General features: G+C 70.6%; 11 protein-coding genes, 2 tRNA genes and 1 pseudogene. 8 read left to right on the top strand and 6 right to left on the bottom strand.

Annotated elements, in window-relative coordinates; genetic code table 11:
* The first annotated feature begins 45 nt into the window (after nucleotides 1-45).
* Nucleotides 46-210 (top strand): hypothetical protein, encoded by a 165-nt coding sequence (locus ACZ562_RS06655; RefSeq protein WP_471174553.1) that lies wholly within the window; start codon nucleotides 46-48, stop codon nucleotides 208-210.
* Between the two features lie 208 nt (nucleotides 211-418).
* Here ACZ562_RS06655 and ACZ562_RS06650 read toward each other — a convergent pair.
* A protein-coding gene (locus ACZ562_RS06650; RefSeq protein ID WP_471174807.1) for an IS5 family transposase occupies nucleotides 419-1,218 on the bottom strand; the annotation gives its coding sequence in 2 pieces (ribosomal slippage) (nucleotides 419-880 and nucleotides 883-1,218; 798 coding nt in all).
* Nucleotides 1,219-1,560: 342 nt separating this feature from the next.
* Between ACZ562_RS06650 and ACZ562_RS06645 the strand changes: the two genes are divergently transcribed.
* Nucleotides 1,561-2,094, top strand: coding sequence for an NUDIX hydrolase (locus ACZ562_RS06645; protein ID WP_471174551.1), 534 nt, complete (start codon nucleotides 1,561-1,563; stop codon nucleotides 2,092-2,094).
* Here ACZ562_RS06645 and ACZ562_RS06640 read toward each other — a convergent pair.
* Nucleotides 2,072-3,415, bottom strand: coding sequence for a helix-turn-helix domain-containing protein (locus ACZ562_RS06640; protein WP_471174549.1), 1,344 nt, complete (start codon nucleotides 3,413-3,415; stop codon nucleotides 2,072-2,074). The two genes, ACZ562_RS06645 and ACZ562_RS06640, sit on opposite strands and share 23 nt — an antisense overlap.
* Before the next feature lie 184 nt (nucleotides 3,416-3,599).
* Between ACZ562_RS06640 and ACZ562_RS06635 the strand changes: the two genes are divergently transcribed.
* The 4 genes and pseudogenes from ACZ562_RS06635 (at nucleotide 3,600) to ACZ562_RS06620 (ending at nucleotide 7,013) form a co-directional block, all read left to right on the top strand.
* Entirely contained in the window at nucleotides 3,600-3,944 is a 345-nt protein-coding gene (locus tag ACZ562_RS06635; RefSeq protein WP_471174832.1) for a hypothetical protein, read from the top strand.
* Between the two features lie 148 nt (nucleotides 3,945-4,092).
* A pseudogene (locus ACZ562_RS06630) lies at nucleotides 4,093-5,551 on the top strand (replication initiator).
* Nucleotides 5,548-5,730, top strand: coding sequence for a helix-turn-helix domain-containing protein (locus tag ACZ562_RS06625; protein ID WP_471174547.1), 183 nt, complete (start codon nucleotides 5,548-5,550; stop codon nucleotides 5,728-5,730). Before ACZ562_RS06630 ends, ACZ562_RS06625 begins: the two are co-directional and overlap by 4 nt.
* On the top strand, nucleotides 5,730-7,013 hold the full coding sequence (locus tag ACZ562_RS06620; protein ID WP_471174545.1) for a site-specific integrase: 1,284 nt from the start codon (nucleotides 5,730-5,732) through the stop codon (nucleotides 7,011-7,013). The genes ACZ562_RS06625 and ACZ562_RS06620 overlap by 1 nt, the downstream gene beginning before the upstream one ends.
* A gap of 91 nt (nucleotides 7,014-7,104) precedes the next feature.
* Here the strand turns inward: ACZ562_RS06620 and ACZ562_RS06615 are convergent.
* Both ACZ562_RS06615 and ACZ562_RS06610 read right to left on the bottom strand, forming a co-directional pair.
* A tRNA-Arg gene (locus ACZ562_RS06615) sits at nucleotides 7,105-7,177 on the bottom strand.
* Between the two features lie 189 nt (nucleotides 7,178-7,366).
* Nucleotides 7,367-7,457: transfer RNA gene (locus ACZ562_RS06610), tRNA-Ser, on the bottom strand.
* 206 nt (nucleotides 7,458-7,663) lie between these two features.
* On the opposite strand from ACZ562_RS06610, the gene ACZ562_RS06605 reads away from it, so the two are divergent.
* Nucleotides 7,664-8,194 (top strand): SSI family serine proteinase inhibitor, encoded by a 531-nt coding sequence (locus ACZ562_RS06605; RefSeq protein WP_471174543.1) that lies wholly within the window; start codon nucleotides 7,664-7,666, stop codon nucleotides 8,192-8,194.
* A gap of 280 nt (nucleotides 8,195-8,474) precedes the next feature.
* Nucleotides 8,475-12,935, top strand: coding sequence for a PAS domain-containing protein (locus ACZ562_RS06600; RefSeq protein ID WP_471174541.1), 4,461 nt, complete (start codon nucleotides 8,475-8,477; stop codon nucleotides 12,933-12,935).
* A gap of 168 nt (nucleotides 12,936-13,103) precedes the next feature.
* On the opposite strand, the gene ACZ562_RS06595 is transcribed toward ACZ562_RS06600, so the two are convergent.
* Together ACZ562_RS06595 and ACZ562_RS06590 are read right to left on the bottom strand one after the other, a co-directional pair.
* Complete coding sequence (locus tag ACZ562_RS06595) at nucleotides 13,104-14,780, bottom strand: long-chain fatty acid--CoA ligase (protein ID WP_471174539.1); 1,677 nt, start codon at nucleotides 14,778-14,780, stop codon at nucleotides 13,104-13,106.
* Between the two features lie 285 nt (nucleotides 14,781-15,065).
* Nucleotides 15,066-15,632 carry a SigE family RNA polymerase sigma factor gene (locus tag ACZ562_RS06590; protein WP_471174537.1) on the bottom strand — a complete coding sequence of 189 codons (567 nt, stop codon included), beginning with the start codon at nucleotides 15,630-15,632 and terminating at the stop codon, nucleotides 15,066-15,068.
* Between the last annotated feature and the right edge of the window lie 416 nt (nucleotides 15,633-16,048).

Below are 16,048 nucleotides of genomic sequence, written 5' to 3'. Positions count from 1 at the left end.
TCCCCTACACCACGCTGCGTGTCAAACCCCCTAATGCTTCCATGGTTGATCACGGTGATCATCGTCATCCTGATCTCCTGCAAGGCGGCTGCCGAAGTCGCCGATGCCTACGCTGACGCAGTAGCCATTGTCACGGGTCTGCTTGCCTGCGGTACAGCAGCGAAGTACAGCAACCTCAGCAACCGGCCCCGTCCAACAGCGTCCTCGTAGAGCCATAGCGCGACCGGTACGACCCTCACTGACCGATCCACATAGAGCTACGGATCAGAAGTTCCCCGTGCCACACCCGTGCTGCCAGATCCGGCGGGGAACCACGGGGAACTGCGGTAGCCGGCGGGCGACTGATCCCGTGTCCCTCCATCTGGATGTCCCGCAGGCCAGGGCCACGCGCGCCTCACCTCGCTCCTAAGAAGTCATCTCATTTGGTGAGTCTGCGGTAGCAGATGAGGGTGCAGGCGATGCTGGTGAAGGCGAGGAAGTGCTCGGCTTTGCGCTCGTAGCGACGGTGTAGACGTCGGCAGCCGGCGAGCCAGGCCATCGTGCGCTCGATGGTCCAGCGGTGACGGCCCAGTCGCTGCGAGGTCTCGATCCCCTTGCGGGCGATGCGGTGCACGCTGCCGCGCCCGCGTAACCATCGCCGGATGTGGGAGTAGTCGTAGCCCTTGTCGGCGTGGAGCTTTGCCGGCTTGCGTCGTCGACGTCCGCGGCGGGAGCGAATCGGCGGGATTCCCTTCACCAGAGGGATCAGGGCCTGGCTGTCGTGCAGGTTCGCCGCCGAGATTCCGACGGAAAGGGGCAGACCCGTCCGCTCGGTGATCAAGTGGATCTTCGAACCGTACTTGCCCCGGTCCCCAGGATTCGGACCCGTCAGGTCCCCCTTTTCAGGGCCCGCATGTTCACCGAGTCGATCGCGCACCGGGACCAGTCCAGCTCGCCGCGGGAGCCGAGTTCGTCGAGGACCAGGCGGTGGAGTTTGGCCCACACGCGGGCCTTCGTCCACTCGGTGAAGCGGCGGTGAGCCGTCGCGCCGGACGGCCCGAACGACGCGGTCGGCAACTGCTGCCACGTGCAGCCTGAGCTCGCCACGAAGACGATTGCGGCCAGCACCTCGCGGTCGCCGTGCCGACGCCGACCACCGCCCTGAGGCCGCGATGGCGCCTCCGGCACGACCCGCTGGAACAACTCCCACAACTCATCCGGCACCAGCCGCTCAACGATCCCCGCCACGACCGGCAGCTTACCCAACCAAATGAGATGACGTCTAAAGCGGTGGCCGGCGACAGCCCGTGCCCTTCGCGCGCCCGCTCGCCAGGACTTGGGCAGCGGCGCTTGACTGAGTCGCTGAGACCCCACCGACCTCAGTCCCAGCAGCTGCACCCCCGGGCGGCGGTAGTCCGCGACACTGTCCCCTGCTTCAGCGTCGGCCGCCTCGACGCAGCACCGCTCGAAGGAGGGGCTACCCGCAGGGTATCTCGTCAAGTTGACGCGAAAGTAGCCGAACTTGCGTCCCCCTCCAGATCAGTCTGAGATCCTGGAGACCGATCGAGAGGGGCCGCAGGTATGGAGTGGAAGACCCACGGTGAGCGACAGATCTACACCAACAAGTGGGTGAATCTGTGTCTGGTCGACGTCCAGCAGCCTGACGGGCGCAGGTGGGAGTACCACGTTGTTCGTCTCCGGCACCTGGCCGTGGCCGCCGTGGTCAACGATCGCCAAGAGGTCCTGATGATGTGGCGGCACCGCTTCATCACGGATTCGTGGGCCTGGGAGCTGCCCATGGGCTTGGTCGAGGACAGCGAGACGCCAGAAGAGGCGGCAGCTCGCGAAGTCCTAGAAGAGACTGGCTGGCGCCCTGGCCCCGTCAAGCCCCTGATCTACGCCGAGCCGGCCAACGGGATCACCGATTCACAGCACCACGTCTTCCGCGTGGACGGCGCCACATACGCCGGACCGCCAACGGAGAAGAACGAGTCGGACCGCATCGAGTGGATCCCTCTCTCCGAGGTGCGAGGGATGATCGACCGGCGCGAGGTTGTGAGCAGCGGGTCTCTCGTGGGTCTGCTGTACCTGCTCATGGATGAGGCGATCCGCTGACCGGTGGGAGGAGCTCCCGTAGCCGGGCCTCAAAGGCCAGGGCTACGGGCTCTTGCCTGTGCGGAGCCAACTGGTCGTAGAACTCCCTGAGATGGCCCGAAACTCGCTCAGAGGCCACGGCCGACGCGGGCTCCAAGGCTTGCGTGGCGGTGTGGCACGCCTGGTCGAGCTTGCCTTGGTCCAGCTGTGTGCGGGCCAGCCAGAAGGCGTGAAAGGCACGGCCTCGCTGGTTGGTGCGGTCCTCCCGCCGCAAAGCGTCCGCAATCAAAGGCTCAGCCTTTGCAGCTTCCCCCAGTCGGCCATGCGCGATGCCCGTGTCCACGATGAGCTTCGGCTCGTCGAAGTAGGTCACCCATGACGGGTCCGGGTCGCTCACCTGGATCTGCTCGAAATGGCGGTGTGCTTCCCCGATCGCCCGGTGAGTGGAGGTCTGGTTGCTGAGGGTGGCGTGAGCGAAGGCTTCCCGCATGGACAGCATCGACAGGACGCGCGAGGTCGTGCCCTGGGCTGAGCGGGCCTGGTCCTGGGCGGCCGTCACGAGTGCCAGGGAGTCCGCGGGCTTGTCCTGGTAGGTCGCCTGCAAGCTCATGCAGGCAAGGACGTTGGCCATGAACTGGCGGTCGTCGATTTCCTTGGCCAGTTGCAGGGCCTCAGTGAAATACGCGCGGGCCTGGTTGTACTGGCGGGCGTCGAAGTAGGTCCAGCCGGTGAGGCGGGCCAACTCGGCTGCGATGCCGTACAGCCCATTCTGGATGGAGGGGGGTCGGTTCTCCTTCAGGAGCCCGACGACATACCGCAGCTGGCCGACAATGGCCGGCCTCAGCGCCTCTCCGCCATGCTGGTCGTCCCGTCGCCAGTAGTCCTCGATAGACGCCCGGAATGCTTCAAGAGTGGCTGTACTCAGGTTCGTTCGGGTCGCCAGCGCCAGGATGCTGTCCACGTCTGCCCCCGGCAGAGAAATGGGAGTCTCCTTCGCCGGCTCCGGCTGCTCCTCAGGAGCCTCGCGCTCGGTGACGACGAGGGCCTGTGGTGTCTCCCAGGGCCGCCGAGCAAGACCCAGCATGTGTCCTGGGATGCGTAACCCGTCTGCGATGCGCTCGATGACGTCCATGTGCAGCAACTGACGTCGTCCAGCGATCACTTCGCCAACACGGCTGGGGGTCAGATCGCATCGCCTGGCGATCATCGACGGGTAGATGCCCGCTCTGGTCTTCACCAGCCGGAAGACTCTGGCGAAGTCCCGTACCCGACACGCATTGATCATCTCGGGATCGGTGAGCAGCCGGGCAGGCAGTTCCTGCGGACGGTCGGCGTCGGGCATTGGGCCAGCTCCCACACTGCGAGGGCTACGCAACGTCGCGGATTCTCTACTTGCCGCGATGTTACCCAAGTTGGGTAATCAGCATGACCTTTTGGCGGGGGCCTCCGCATCGCGATGCTCGTGGGCATGGCGAGCAACCAGCAGACCAGACCAGGCATCGGTGAACTGGCGAAGGACAGCGCCCATGGACGGATCGGCGTACGTCACCCGCCCCGCCGACCCGGCGCCTGTGCCGGACGAGATCGAGCCGGAGCCCGAGACGGCTTCCGCCCCGGCCATCGCTGCGACACCGCTCACCAATCCGGCCCCGCCTATCACTCCGGAACCGGCCCCGGTCCCGGTCGCCCTGAGCACCTCCCCGGCTTCTGCCTCGCCCGCGGTCAAGGTGCCTGAGCCACTGCTGACAGAAGCGCGCTCCATCGCCGCGTCCCACCATGCCGAACACGGCGAACCCATCACAGCGGCCCAGCTCAAGACGCGACTCGGCATCGGCCTGCCCATGGCCACCGCTCTTCACACCGCCCTGTAGGGCCACGCTCGCCGCCGGCCTCTCCGGCGCCTCCCCCCTGCCCGCCCCTGAGCCCGACCTGTCATGCCTGCGGGCAGCAGCCCGAGCGCACTGAATCGCTGCTGCCCGCAGGTCTCACCCTCGCGCCAGAAGGGACACCCCGCCACCGATGCGCCGCCCCGTCGATCTACGCCACGTCATCAGCCCCGGCCTGCGGGACCTGGTCGAGCTGGCCAACACCCACGACTTCGACCGCGTCATCGACAGGTGCGCAACCTGCGCGGCTGCACCAGCCCTGTCAACCTGCACGGCTGGACGATCACCACCGACCAGGCCACCAAGCAAGTGGTCCGCTCCTACCGCTCCGAGGACGAACCCTCCGGACGTCTCCTCACCACCTGCGGCAACCGCCGAGCCTCCCGCTGCCCCGCCTGCTCACGGGTGTACGCCGCCGACACCTACCACCTGATCAAGGCCGGACTGTCCGGCGGGAAGAACGTCGCCGAAACAGTCCGCGACCACCCCCGCGCCTTCGTCACCCTCACCGCCCCCTCGTTCGGCCCGTCCACAACCGCAAGACCGACGGCAGCAAGATCCGCCCTTGCCGCTGCGGCGCCGAACACGCCTAGAACGAGCCGGTGTTAGGGACCCCGCTGGACCCGGCCACCTACGACTACACCGGCGCCGTGCTCTGGAACGCACACGCTGGAGCGCTGTGGGCACGCTTCACCATCTACCTGCGCCGCGCCCTCGCCGAACACCTCGGCATGACGCAGAAGGCGCTGAACGCCGCCCTCCGTGTCTCCTTCGCCAAGGTCGCCGAGTACCAGAAGCGCGGCCTGGTCCACTTCCACGCCGTGATCCGCTTCGACGGACCCGACGGCCACACCACGCTGCCCCCGCCTTGGGCCACCTTCGACGCCCTCCAGATCGCCGTGGGCCTGGCCGTCAAGCGTGCCCGGCTCATCGTCGAGTCCGACGCCATCGGCGAACGCGTCATCAAGTGGGGCGGCCGGTTCAAGGTGGACCAGATTGCCGCCCTGGGCGATGGCGAACTCACCGACGCCAAGGTCGCCGGGTACGTCGCCAAGTACGCCACCAAGAACGCCGAAGGCGCCGGCACCGTAGACCGAACCCTCATGTGCCGCCCCTGCCAGGGACGCGGCTACGTACGCGGCCCCGACCGCTTCCACGATCGGTGCACCGACTGCGACGGCACCGGACAGGCCGAACCCCTTCCAGACATCCCTGTCCAGCAGCACGCACGCCAGATGATCCGCACCGCCTGGGCCCTCGGCCACCTGACCGAATTCGCCCACCTCAAGCTCTGGAAGTGGGCCCACATGCTCGGCTTCCGCGGCCACTTCTCCAGCAAGTCCCGCGCCTATTCCACCACCCTCGGCGCGCTCCGCGACGTACGACGGGCCTGGCGCATCGCGCGGGCCGACCGAGCCCGCGCCCTGGTCGGCATCCCGGTCAACGACGAGAACACCACCCTCGTCACCAACTCCTTGTGGACCTACCTCAGCAGCGGCTACCGCCCCGGCGAAGAACTCCTCGCCGCCCAAGTCCGCCACGACAGAGCCCTCACCGAACGCCTCAAGCAAGAAGGACTGGTGCCTGCATGACGACGGCCGTACTCACCGTGGACCAGGTCGCCGAGCGTCTCGGTATCAGCCGCTGGAAGGTGCACGACCTGATCCGCTCCCGTGAACTCGCTTCCTTCAAGATCGGCCGCTGCCGCCGCATCAGCGAGGCCGCCGTGGGCGCATACATATCCCTCCGCACCGAACAGGAAGCTGCCTGATGGCCAAGCCGAAGAAGAACGCCAACAACGAGGGCACCATCTACCAGCGCAAGGACTGCCGTTGGGAGGGCAGTGCGTATGTGCTGACGACGGACGGCACGTACAAGCGGCGCAGCGTCTACGGCAAGACTTGGGACGACGCCCACGAGAAGCTGACCAGGCTCAAGGCCGACTCCCTCAATGGCCTTCCAGTCGCCACAAGCAAGATGACGATCGCCGAGTACCTGACGTACTGGCTGGCCAACGTCGCCAAGGGAAAGGTTCGCAGGACGACGTACGTCAACTACGAATCCCTCGTCCGCAACTACGTCACCCCGGAGTTCGGCAAGAAGAAGCTGGTCCGGCTCACCGCTCGCGACATACGTGCCTTCCTCGCGAAGACAGCCGCCACCTGCCAATGCTGCGCGCAGGGCAAGGACAAGAAGCGGCCCGAGCACAAGCGGCGCTGCTGCGCCCTCGGCACATGCTGCAAGAAGCTCCCCTCTGACCGGACCGTGCGCTTCCTGCTGGTGATCCTGCGGGCCGCTCTCCAGCACGCCGTGCGTGAAGACGAGCTGCCCCGCAACGTCGCCCGCAACGTGGAGCTGAGCATGGGAACGAAGCGCGAGATCGAACCGCTCACCGCCAAGGAAGGGCGTCAGCTCCTGGTGGCGGCCCGCGACAACCGGCTCTGGGCTGCGTACGAGATGGCGGTCCGCATCGGCCTGCGGCGTGGCGAGCTGCTCGGGCTGCGCTGGTCGGACGTGGATCTCCACGAAGGCGTCCTCACCGTCCGGCAGGCCCTACAGCGGGTCGGCGGCGAGCTGCTGATCGTCGCGCCGAAGACGCAGCGCTCGGCCCGTCGCGTGGCCCTGTCGGCCGAGTGCGTGACCGCGCTCCGGGCTCAGCGCGCCCAGCAGATCGCCGATCGGAAAGCGGCGGGCAACAACTGGAAGGGGACAGGGCAGGGCCTCGTCTTCACCACCCGGAACGGGACCCCCATCGAGCCGCGCAACCTGAACCGCTCCTTCGCAGCGCTGTGCATCCGCGCCGGTGTCCGCAAGGTCCGCTTCCATGACCTGCGCCACACCTGCGCGTCGCTCCTCCATGAACAGGGCGCCGACGCCCGCATGATCATGGAAGTTCTCGGCCACAGCTCGATCCGCGTGACCATGGACATCTACACATTCGTCCGGCTCGACTCGCAGCGCTCCGCGTTCGATCGCGTCGGGGATGCCCTGAGGGGTGACGGCAACGGCCCGGACGATGACGACGGCGCGGCCGGTGTCCCCGTAGCCGTCTGATCCGCCGCCCAACCCGGTTGCCGTCAAACACTGCCGTCAAGGCAAAAGCCAGAGGCCCTGTGGATCACTCCACAGGGCCTCTGAACTGTTGTGCACTCGGCAGGATTCGAACCTGCAACCTTCTGATCCGTAGTCAGATGCTCTATCCGTTAAGCTACGAGTGCTTGTTTTGTTTTCTCGCCGCTCCCGGACCTTTCGGCCCCGATCGCGGCGACAGGAAGAACATTACATGACTGCCGCCGCCATGTGAAATCCATTAGCCGCACCCCTTGTGACCTGCGAAAACACCTCTTCGGCAGTCCAGGGAACGACGAAGCCCCGGTCGCGTGGACCGGGGCTTCAGTGATCTTGCGCGGAGGCGGAGGGATTTGAACCCTCGATGGGCTTTAAGGCCCAAACCGCATTAGCAGTGCGGCGCCATAGACCGGACTAGGCGACGCCTCCAGCACAGCCGCCCGCGCGAGCGCGAGTGGTGCGTGCAGATGATGACACAGTCGAGCGCGCTGTCACCAATCGCCTCCCACGGTACTAGGCAGGCGGGCCGCGGGGCAAAGCCGTTGCCGGTGTCGGCCGGGGGCATCGGCCGGGCTTCGGCGGGCCGTCGGCTCAGCGCCCCGCAACGTCCGGGGCCGCCACGCGTTAGTCAGGTCATGTCGCAGGTCAGTCGTCCTCCCCGCCCTTCCGGTCCGGCCCGCCTTCCGCGGCTCGGCCGGCTCCTCGTCTCCGCCGCCGGGTCCCTCGCCGTCGCCGGTTCCCTGGCCGCGGCTCCTCCGGCCGCCGCTCTCGCGCCGCCGCCCGTCCGTGACGAGGACCGGGCGACCGGCGATCACCGCCCCTTCACCGGGCGGGATCACCTCGTGGTCACCGTGCGGCACGCGGGCGGCGGGGCTGACGGGACGTATGTGGTGGGCTGCCATCCCGGTCGCGGCAGCCACCCCGACGTCCGCGGCGCGTGTGCCGTGCTCGACCGGAACACACGGTGGGGGCAGGACACCTTCGCGCCCGTGCCGGACGGCAGCTTCTGCACCATGCAGTACGGCGGGCCGGCCACCGCGCATGTCACCGGGACCTGGGCCGGACGCCCCGTGGACGCGAGGTACGACCGCCGCGACGGGTGCCGCATCGCTCGCTGGGACCGGCTCGTGCCGCTGCTGCCCCGGCTCGGCTCTCAGGACTCGTAGCAGGGTCCGGGGCTCTTAGCAGGGTCCGGGCGCTGTGCCCAGTCCGCATGCAGCGGCATTTCATGGCGGAATCCCCGGTCCCGTGAAAGTCCCGCGAGGGTGTCGCGCGGCGAAGACGTGCGGTCACACGTTCTGCTTCACTTCGTCGTGCGACCTCCCTCTCATCCGGCGTCGCGAGCGCAACCACTGCGCATAGACTCCCTCGCGTGACACGTCGCGGGCCGGTTGGCAAGATGGCACCCGCGGTCGGCAAGGTGCGGTAACAGGGAGGAAGCGTCTCGTGAGCAGCAGGCCATCCCGAGGCGCTGCTCGCCTCGCAGCCATACTCGACGCGCTTCCCGACGCGTTGCTGCTGGTCAACGCCAATGGGACCGTCGTCAACGCGAACACGATCGCGCTCGAGGCCTTCGAAGCGCCCGGGACCGCTCTCGTCGGCCGGGGGCTGCTCGATCTGCTGCCGCAGTTCGACTCCAAGCTCATCCCCGGGTCCATGCGGCGGCCCGACCACATGGACCCGCGCGGCCGCACCAAGCCCACCCGGATGGTCGCCCGGCGCACCGACGGGAGCGAGTTCCCGGTCGAGGTCACCAGCGCGAACCTGGAGAACGGGCAGCAGGCCTACGACGGCTACGGCTACACCTCCGACGAGCTGCTGATGCTCGTCGTACGCGACCTGTCCGGGACCGTCGACACCGAGGCCGAGCTGGCGCGTTCGCAGCGGCAGACCGAGATGATCCTGCGGGCCGCGTCCGAGGGTGTCGTGGGGACGGACACGGACGGGCGGATCGTCCTCGTCAACCCGGCCGCCGCGCAGATCCTGGGGTACCGGGCCAGCGACCTCGGCGGGCGCGAACTGCACACGCTCGTACTGCACTCGCGCGGCGACGGTTCTCCCTTCCCGTTCGAGGAGTCCCCGCTCGCCGACACCCTGCGCTCCGGGCGCAAGCACCGGGTGCGCGGGCAGGTGCTGTTCGCCAAGAACGGCGACAAGGTGTCGGTCGACCTGACGACCGCGCCCGTCCGCGACGGCGACCAGCTCGTCGGCGCCGTGATGACCTTCACCGACCGGCGGCCGTACGAGACGCTCACCGAGGAGAAGGCGGCCGAGGAGAAGCGGCACCAGGAAGAGCTGGAGCGGCTCGCGGAGGAGCACGCCTCCGAGCTCACCGCCCTGCGCCAGAGGCATGTGACGGAACTCGGGGAACTGCGGGAGCGCCACGAGGAGGAGCTCGCCGCGGGCGAGGAGCGGTACGCGGCGCTCGGCGAGCGGGAGAAGGACCGGTACGAGGCGCTGGCCGCCCGGCACGACCAGCTGCTGACGCTGCTCGGGGACTCACTGCGCGGCCCCCTCGACGAACTGCGCCGCGAACTGGCCACGCTGGCCGCCGACGACGCCGGGCAGCTGTGGCCCGAGGCCAACCAGGTGCTGCACCACCTGTCGGCCGGCTACTCGCGGATCACCACCCTCATCGACAACGTCCTCGGATACCAGCGCCTCGACGTCGGTGCGGACGACATCGCCCGTACGAAGGTGATGCTCGACTCCGTCGTCGCGGCCGGCGTCGACGGGGCCGTGGAACTCATCGGGCCCGGGCGCGTGCAGTTCGCCGTGCACGCCCCGCCCATCGAGGCCGAGGTCGACGAGAGGCTGCTCGCCACGGCGCTGGCCCATCTCGTCGCCGACGTCGCCGGCGTCGACGCGACCGGCAACACGCCGGTGTCCGCGGGCGGTTACATGGACAACACCGTCGTCGTGGCGGCGGCGCAGCGCGGCGAGGTCGTACGGATCGAGGTACGCGGGCCGTATGCCGGGGGAGACCCGGTGCACGAGCCGATCGTGCGCGGGATCGTGCGCGCCCACGGCGGAGTCCTGCAGACGCACGAGGTGCCGGGCATGAGCGGCAGTGCCTACGTGCTCGAAGTGCCGATCGGCGGCGGGGCGGGGGCCGTTGCGGCCAACGTCCAGGCCGCCCAGGACCAGGCTCCGGCTCTGGCGCCGGGTACCCAGGGGACCGCGGCCGGCCGGGCCGAACTGCCCGAGCAGACCTCGGGCGGTTCCGGGCGGCGGCGGGCCCGCCGCGCCTCCGTGGACGCCTTCCTGGAAAGCGAGGTACCGGGCGACGGGTCCGGCGGCTCCGAGTCGCAGGGCGGCGTGCCCACCGGACGGCGACGGCGGGCTGCCTCCGCTCAGGAGACCGCGCCGATTCCCGCACAGGCGACCCCGGGCGCAGGGACGGCCTCCGGTTCCGGGGGTACCGGTCGGCGCCGTGGTCGTCCTGCCGATGATGCGGCCGCCGCGGCCGTGGCGTCCGGTGACGCCGCGGGGGTGGCCGAGGGTGCCGTCGTCACGGCCGCCGAACATGCCGCGGGAACCGCGGCCGTGGGAACGGGGCTGGGCGGGACCGTGCCGCCGCAGGGCGTGCCCGCGCCCGGCGGACGGCGTGCCCTGGGCGACTCCGGGGAACAGAATGCTCTGCCGCCGGTCCTGCCCGCGGGTTCCGCCGAACCGGCCCAGGTCGCCGCGTCGTCCGTCCCCGACGAGGACGGTCGGCCGACCGGGCGCCGTCGGCGTGCGCTGGCCGCCGCGTCGGAGCGCGCGGCCGCGCAGGAGGCGGGACCCCGTACGGTGTTCGCCCTGCCGCCCGCCGAGGCGGACCGCCCGTCCGACCGCACGGACGCGGAGCGGCAGGGACAGGCGTCCGGGTCGGCGGTGGCGCGGGCTCAGGTGCCCGCCCAGGTGCAGGCGCCGGGACTCGTACAGGTTCCGGGTCAGGGTGCCGCTGGTGACGGCCTCGTCGACGAGGGCCGGCACGACGCCGTGCCACACGACCAGTCCGACGATCACACCCCGCCACAGCCGCACCCCACCAACGCGCCGACGGGGCGCCGCCGACGGGCCGCGGCGCAGTCGGCGGAGACCGCCGGACCAGCCCCCGAGCAGGGAGCGCCGGTTCAGCCGGGCGTGGCCCAGCCGGGTGTGACCCCGGTCGCCATGCCAGGTCAGACGGGTGCGGTGGGTCCGCAGGGGCAGCCGGGGGTGGCCCCGCTCGCGCAGGGCACCGGGGCTCCGGGCGAACCGGTGACCGGACCGGAGGCGCCCGGTGTGCAGGCGGCTCCCGGGCAGCCCGTCCCCGCGCAGGGTGCGCCCGCACAGCAGGGCCTCGCGCCCGCCGTGCCGAACGCCTCCGGCCGGCTCGGCCTGCCCGCCCAGGCCACACCCGCCCGTACGACGCCTCCACACGGCACCCCCGCCCCGTCCATGCCGGCCGACCCCGTCGCGGGCCGGCCGCTCCCGGCCGAGGCGGCGGTGGATCAGCCCGCCACCGGCCGGGGCGTCCCCGGCCAGGGCGTCCCCGGCCAGGGCGTCCCCGCCCCCCAGCCTTGGCCCGCCGCCCACGACACCCCGGGCGCAGGCACGCCCGTACCGGCGGACGGCGCCGCCATCCCCGTACCGCCGCGCCCGGACGACCCGCGGACGGCCCAAGCCCCGCAGGTCGCGCAGCCCACCCCCACCCCGTCCTCGGGCACGCCCCTGCCCCCCGAGACCGCCGCGGCCCCGCAGCCGCCCCGTGCGGCTCAGCCGCTGCCCGCCGAGGCCGCGGAGGCAGCCGCGCCGGTCGATCCGAACTCCACGCAGGGACGGGCGATCAGCGTGCGGACCCTGGGGCAGGGCGTGCCGTTCACCCGGCAGGCCGCCCAGGTACAGCAGCCGCAGTCGTCGGCGACGCCACCCCCGCACCAGACGAACGGCTCGGGCCGCCGCCGCAAGCTCGGTACGCCGCCCGACCCCGCCGCCGGGCGCGCGGAGCCGGCGGCCCGTCCGCACCCGCAGGGAGAACCGGCCCCGGCGCAGCCGTCCCCGTCCGGGCAGTCCCGGCCGGCGGCCGAGGCCGCCGGGCGGTCGTACGCCATAGGAGCGCCGGACAAGAACGCCGCCGAGGGGCCCGAACCACTGGACGGTCCCGGCGGGGCCGTCGAGGTGGCGGACAACCCGCGGCCGCAGCCGATGGACGACGAACTGCCCCCGGAGCCGCTGGACAACCCGCGCCGGCTGCTGGTGTGGCCCGCGCCGGACGTCACCACCCAGCAGGCGCTGAGCGACCGCGGCTACCGGCCCGTCATCGTGCACTCGCGCGAGGAGGTCGACGCGCAGATCGCGGCCTTCCCCGCCGCGCTGTTCGTCGATCCGCTGACCGGGCCGATCACGCGCACCGCGCTGCAGTCGCTGCGGCAGGCCGCGGTGGCGGCCGAGGTGCCGGTCCTTGTCACGGCCGGGCTCGGGCAGGCGACGCGCGAGGCGGCGTACGGCGCCGACCCCGCCGTCCTGCTGAAGGCCCTCGCCCCGCGTGACACCGAGCAGCACCCGCCGCGCGTGCTGCTGATCGAGGAGCACGCGGAGATCGCGCTGGCGCTGACCGCGACGCTGGAGCGGCGCGGGATGCAGGTGGCCCGCGCGGCGAGCGACGCCGACGCGGTGACCCTGGCGGGGCAGCTGCGGCCGAACCTGGTCGTGATGGACCTGATGCAGGTGCACCGGCACCAGACCGGGATCGTCGACTGGCTGCGCGCGAACGGGCAGCTCAACCGCACCCCGCTCGTCGTCTACACGGCAGCCGTGGACCAGGCCGACCTGCCGCGGCTGGCCTCCGGCGAGACGGTGCTGTTCCTCGCGGAGCGGTCCACCAGCACCGAGGTGCAGAGCCGGATCGTCGATCTGCTGGCACGGATCGGCACCAACTAGGCCGCGCTCGCCGCCGGCCAGGATGCGTGTCCGTACGGGGGTGACCTGCGTGTCCGTACGGGGGTGACCTGCGCGTCCGTACAGCGGTGACATGCGCGTCCGTACAGCGGTGACATGCGCGTACGCCGGGCAGGCATCCAGGCCGTCCCGGCGTACGCGATTTCCCCGTCAGAGCTGGGTGACGTCCAGCGCACCCTCCGCGTACTGCTTCCTCAGTACCTTCTTGTCGAACTTTCCGACGCTCGTCTTCGGGACCGCCTCGATGATCGTCCAGCGCTCCGGGAGCTGCCACCTGGCGATGTGGCCCTCGTCGGCGAGGAAGGCCCGCAGGGACTCGAAGTCGGCCGTGGCGCCCTCCTTGAGGACGACCGTGGCCAGCGGGCGCTCGCCCCACTTCTCGTCGGGGACGGCGACCACGGCGGCCTCGGCGACGGCCGGGTGGGACATCAGGGCGTTCTCCAGATCGACGGACGAGATCCACTCGCCGCCGGACTTGATGACGTCCTTGGCGCGGTCGGTGAGGGTGAGGAAGCCGTCCGCACTGATCGTCCCCACGTCGCCGGTCTTCAGCCAGCCGTCCTCGCTGAACTTGTCGGCGGGGCGCAGGGGTTCGGCGTCGGGGCCGTTGTAGTAGGCGCCGGCGATCCAGTTGCCGCGCACCTCCAGCTCACCGGCCGACTCGCCGTCCCAGGGCAGGCGCTCGCCGCCGGGGCCGGTGAGGCGGGCCTCGACGCCGGCCGGGAAGCGGCCCTGGGTCAGGCGGTAGCCGAACTCCGCCTCCGTGCCGACCGCGTGGGCCGGCGGGCGGGCGACCGTGCCGAGCGGGGAGGTCTCCGTCATGCCCCAGGCGTGGCAGACCCGCATGCCCAGGTTGTCGAAAGCCTCCATGAGGGCAGGCGGGCAGGCGGAGCCGCCGATGGTGACCTGGGTGAGGGAGGAGACGTCCCGCGGCTTGGCGGTGAGCTCGGCGAGCAGCCCCTGCCAGATGGTGGGGACGGCTGCCGCGTGCGTCGGCCTCTCGCACTCGATCATCTCGGCGAGCGGGCCGGGCTGCAGGAAGCGGTCCGGCATCAGCATGTTGACGCCGGTCATGAAGGTGGCGTGCGGCAGACCCCACGCGTTGACGTGGAACTGGGGAACCACGATGAGCGAGGTGTCCTGGTCGGTGAGGCCCATGGACTCGGTCATGTTGACCTGCATCGAGTGCAGGTAGATCGAGCGGTGGCTGTAGACCACGCCCTTGGGGTCGCCCGTGGTGCCGGAGGTGTAACACATGGCCGCGGCCTGGCGTTCGTCCAGCTCCGGCCAGTCGTACGTGGTCGGCTTGCCGGCGAGGAGGTCCTCGTACTCGTGCACCTGGGCGTGTGCGCCCTCGAGGGGCGAGCGGTCGCCGGGGCCGGAGACGACGATGTGCTCGACGGACGTCAGCTTGGGCAGCAGTGGCGCGAGCAGGGGGATCAGCGAGCCGTTGACGATGATCACGCGGTCGGCGGCGTGGTTGACGATCCACACCAGCTGCTCGGCCGGCAGCCGGAGGTTGAGGGTGTGCAGCACCGCGCCCATGGACGGGATCGCGAGGTACGCCTCGACGTGCTCGGCGTTGTTCCACATCAGCGTGGCGACCCGCTCGCTGTCCTGGACTCCGAGGTCGTCACGGAGTGCGTTGGCCAGCTGTACGGCCCGCGCGCCCGCCTCGGCGAAGCTGCGCCGTTGCGGCTCGGCCTCTCCGGTCCAGGTGGTGATCTGGGACCGTCCGTGCACCAGCACACCGTGCACAAGGAGGCGGGTGACGGTCAGCGGTACGTCCTGCATGGTGCTCAGCACGGCGTCCTCCCGGGGCGACATTGCCTACGCGGTAGTAAGGGGTTGCGCTGATTCTGCGCACATACCGCGCGGTATGTCACTAGGACCCGGTGATCGATCACGTCACGTTGCGTTCACGATCAAAGAGACGCTACAGCTGCCCGACGGAGGCGGACATCGACGCGATGGGGGTCTCCCGGCTCGGGGGAAGCAGGGAATGCGGGGAGCCGGCAACCGGCGGCAGCGGCGGTGGGGCACCTCCCGCCGGAGGAAGCCGAGAGGGGGAAAGGGCGTGGCGGACCCGGTCTGCCGCATGATCGGCCGGGCCTAGCGGACCAGGCCCAGTTCAGGGTCCTCGCGCAGCTTGCCCAGCGCCCGCGACACCGCCGACTTCACCGTGCCCACGGACACCCCGAGCACCTCGGCCGTCTGGACCTCGCTGAGGTCCTCGTAGTACCTGAGGACGACCATCGCGCGCTGCCGGTCGGGCAGCTTCATGATCGCCCGCCACATCGCGTCGTGCAGCGCCTGGTGCTCCGCCGGGTCGTCCCAGCCGGGCCGTGGTTCCGGCTCGGGCAGCTCGTCGCACGCGAACTCGTCGACCTTGCGCTTGCGCCACTGCGAGGTCCGCGTGTTCAGCAGCGCCCGGCGCACATAGCCGTCGAGCGCGCGGTGGTCCTCGATGCGTTCCCAGGCGACGTACGTCTTGGTGAGCGCGGTCTGCAGCAGGTCCTCCGCGTCGCTCGGGTTCGCGGTGAGTGACCGGGCGGTTCGCAGCAGCACCGGCTGGCGCGCCCGCACATACGAGGCGAACGACGGGTAGGCCGCGTACGTGCGGTGCGGCGTCGCCCGCGTCGCGGCGTTCGAAGCTCTGGTGCAGACGGGTGTGGTCATGGCTCCAAGTTATGAGCGGGGTGCCGCCCGGCGGATCGGCCGCAGGTGCCGAAGCCGGGTCCGCCTCAGGTTGTAGGGGTGGGGTCGGCTGCACCTCCTGAAGGTGGACGGAGACGCCGGGACTACTGCGGGATTACCCCTGGGGGCGGTGCGTGCGGCCCACGCCGGCCTGGGGTTCCGGGCGCCGCGGGGATGGGTTCGTCCGGCCGCCGCCGGGCCGGGGTCGTCCAGTCGTGGTCGGGCCGAGGGTCGTCCAGTCGCCGCCGCCCCGGGGGTCATCAGGCCACCGCCGCCCTGGGGTTCGACCGGCCGCCACCGCCGCCTTGGGGTTCGACCGGCCGCCGCCGGGCCGGGGGTCGCCCGGCCACCGCCGGGCCAGGGGTCGTCCAGTCGCCGCCGCCCCGAGGGCCATCAGG

This window comes from Streptomyces sp. NPDC040410, assembly GCF_055595715.1.
The sequence above is the reverse complement of the archived record's forward strand: the minus strand, read 5'-3'. Positions and strand labels throughout refer to the sequence as shown.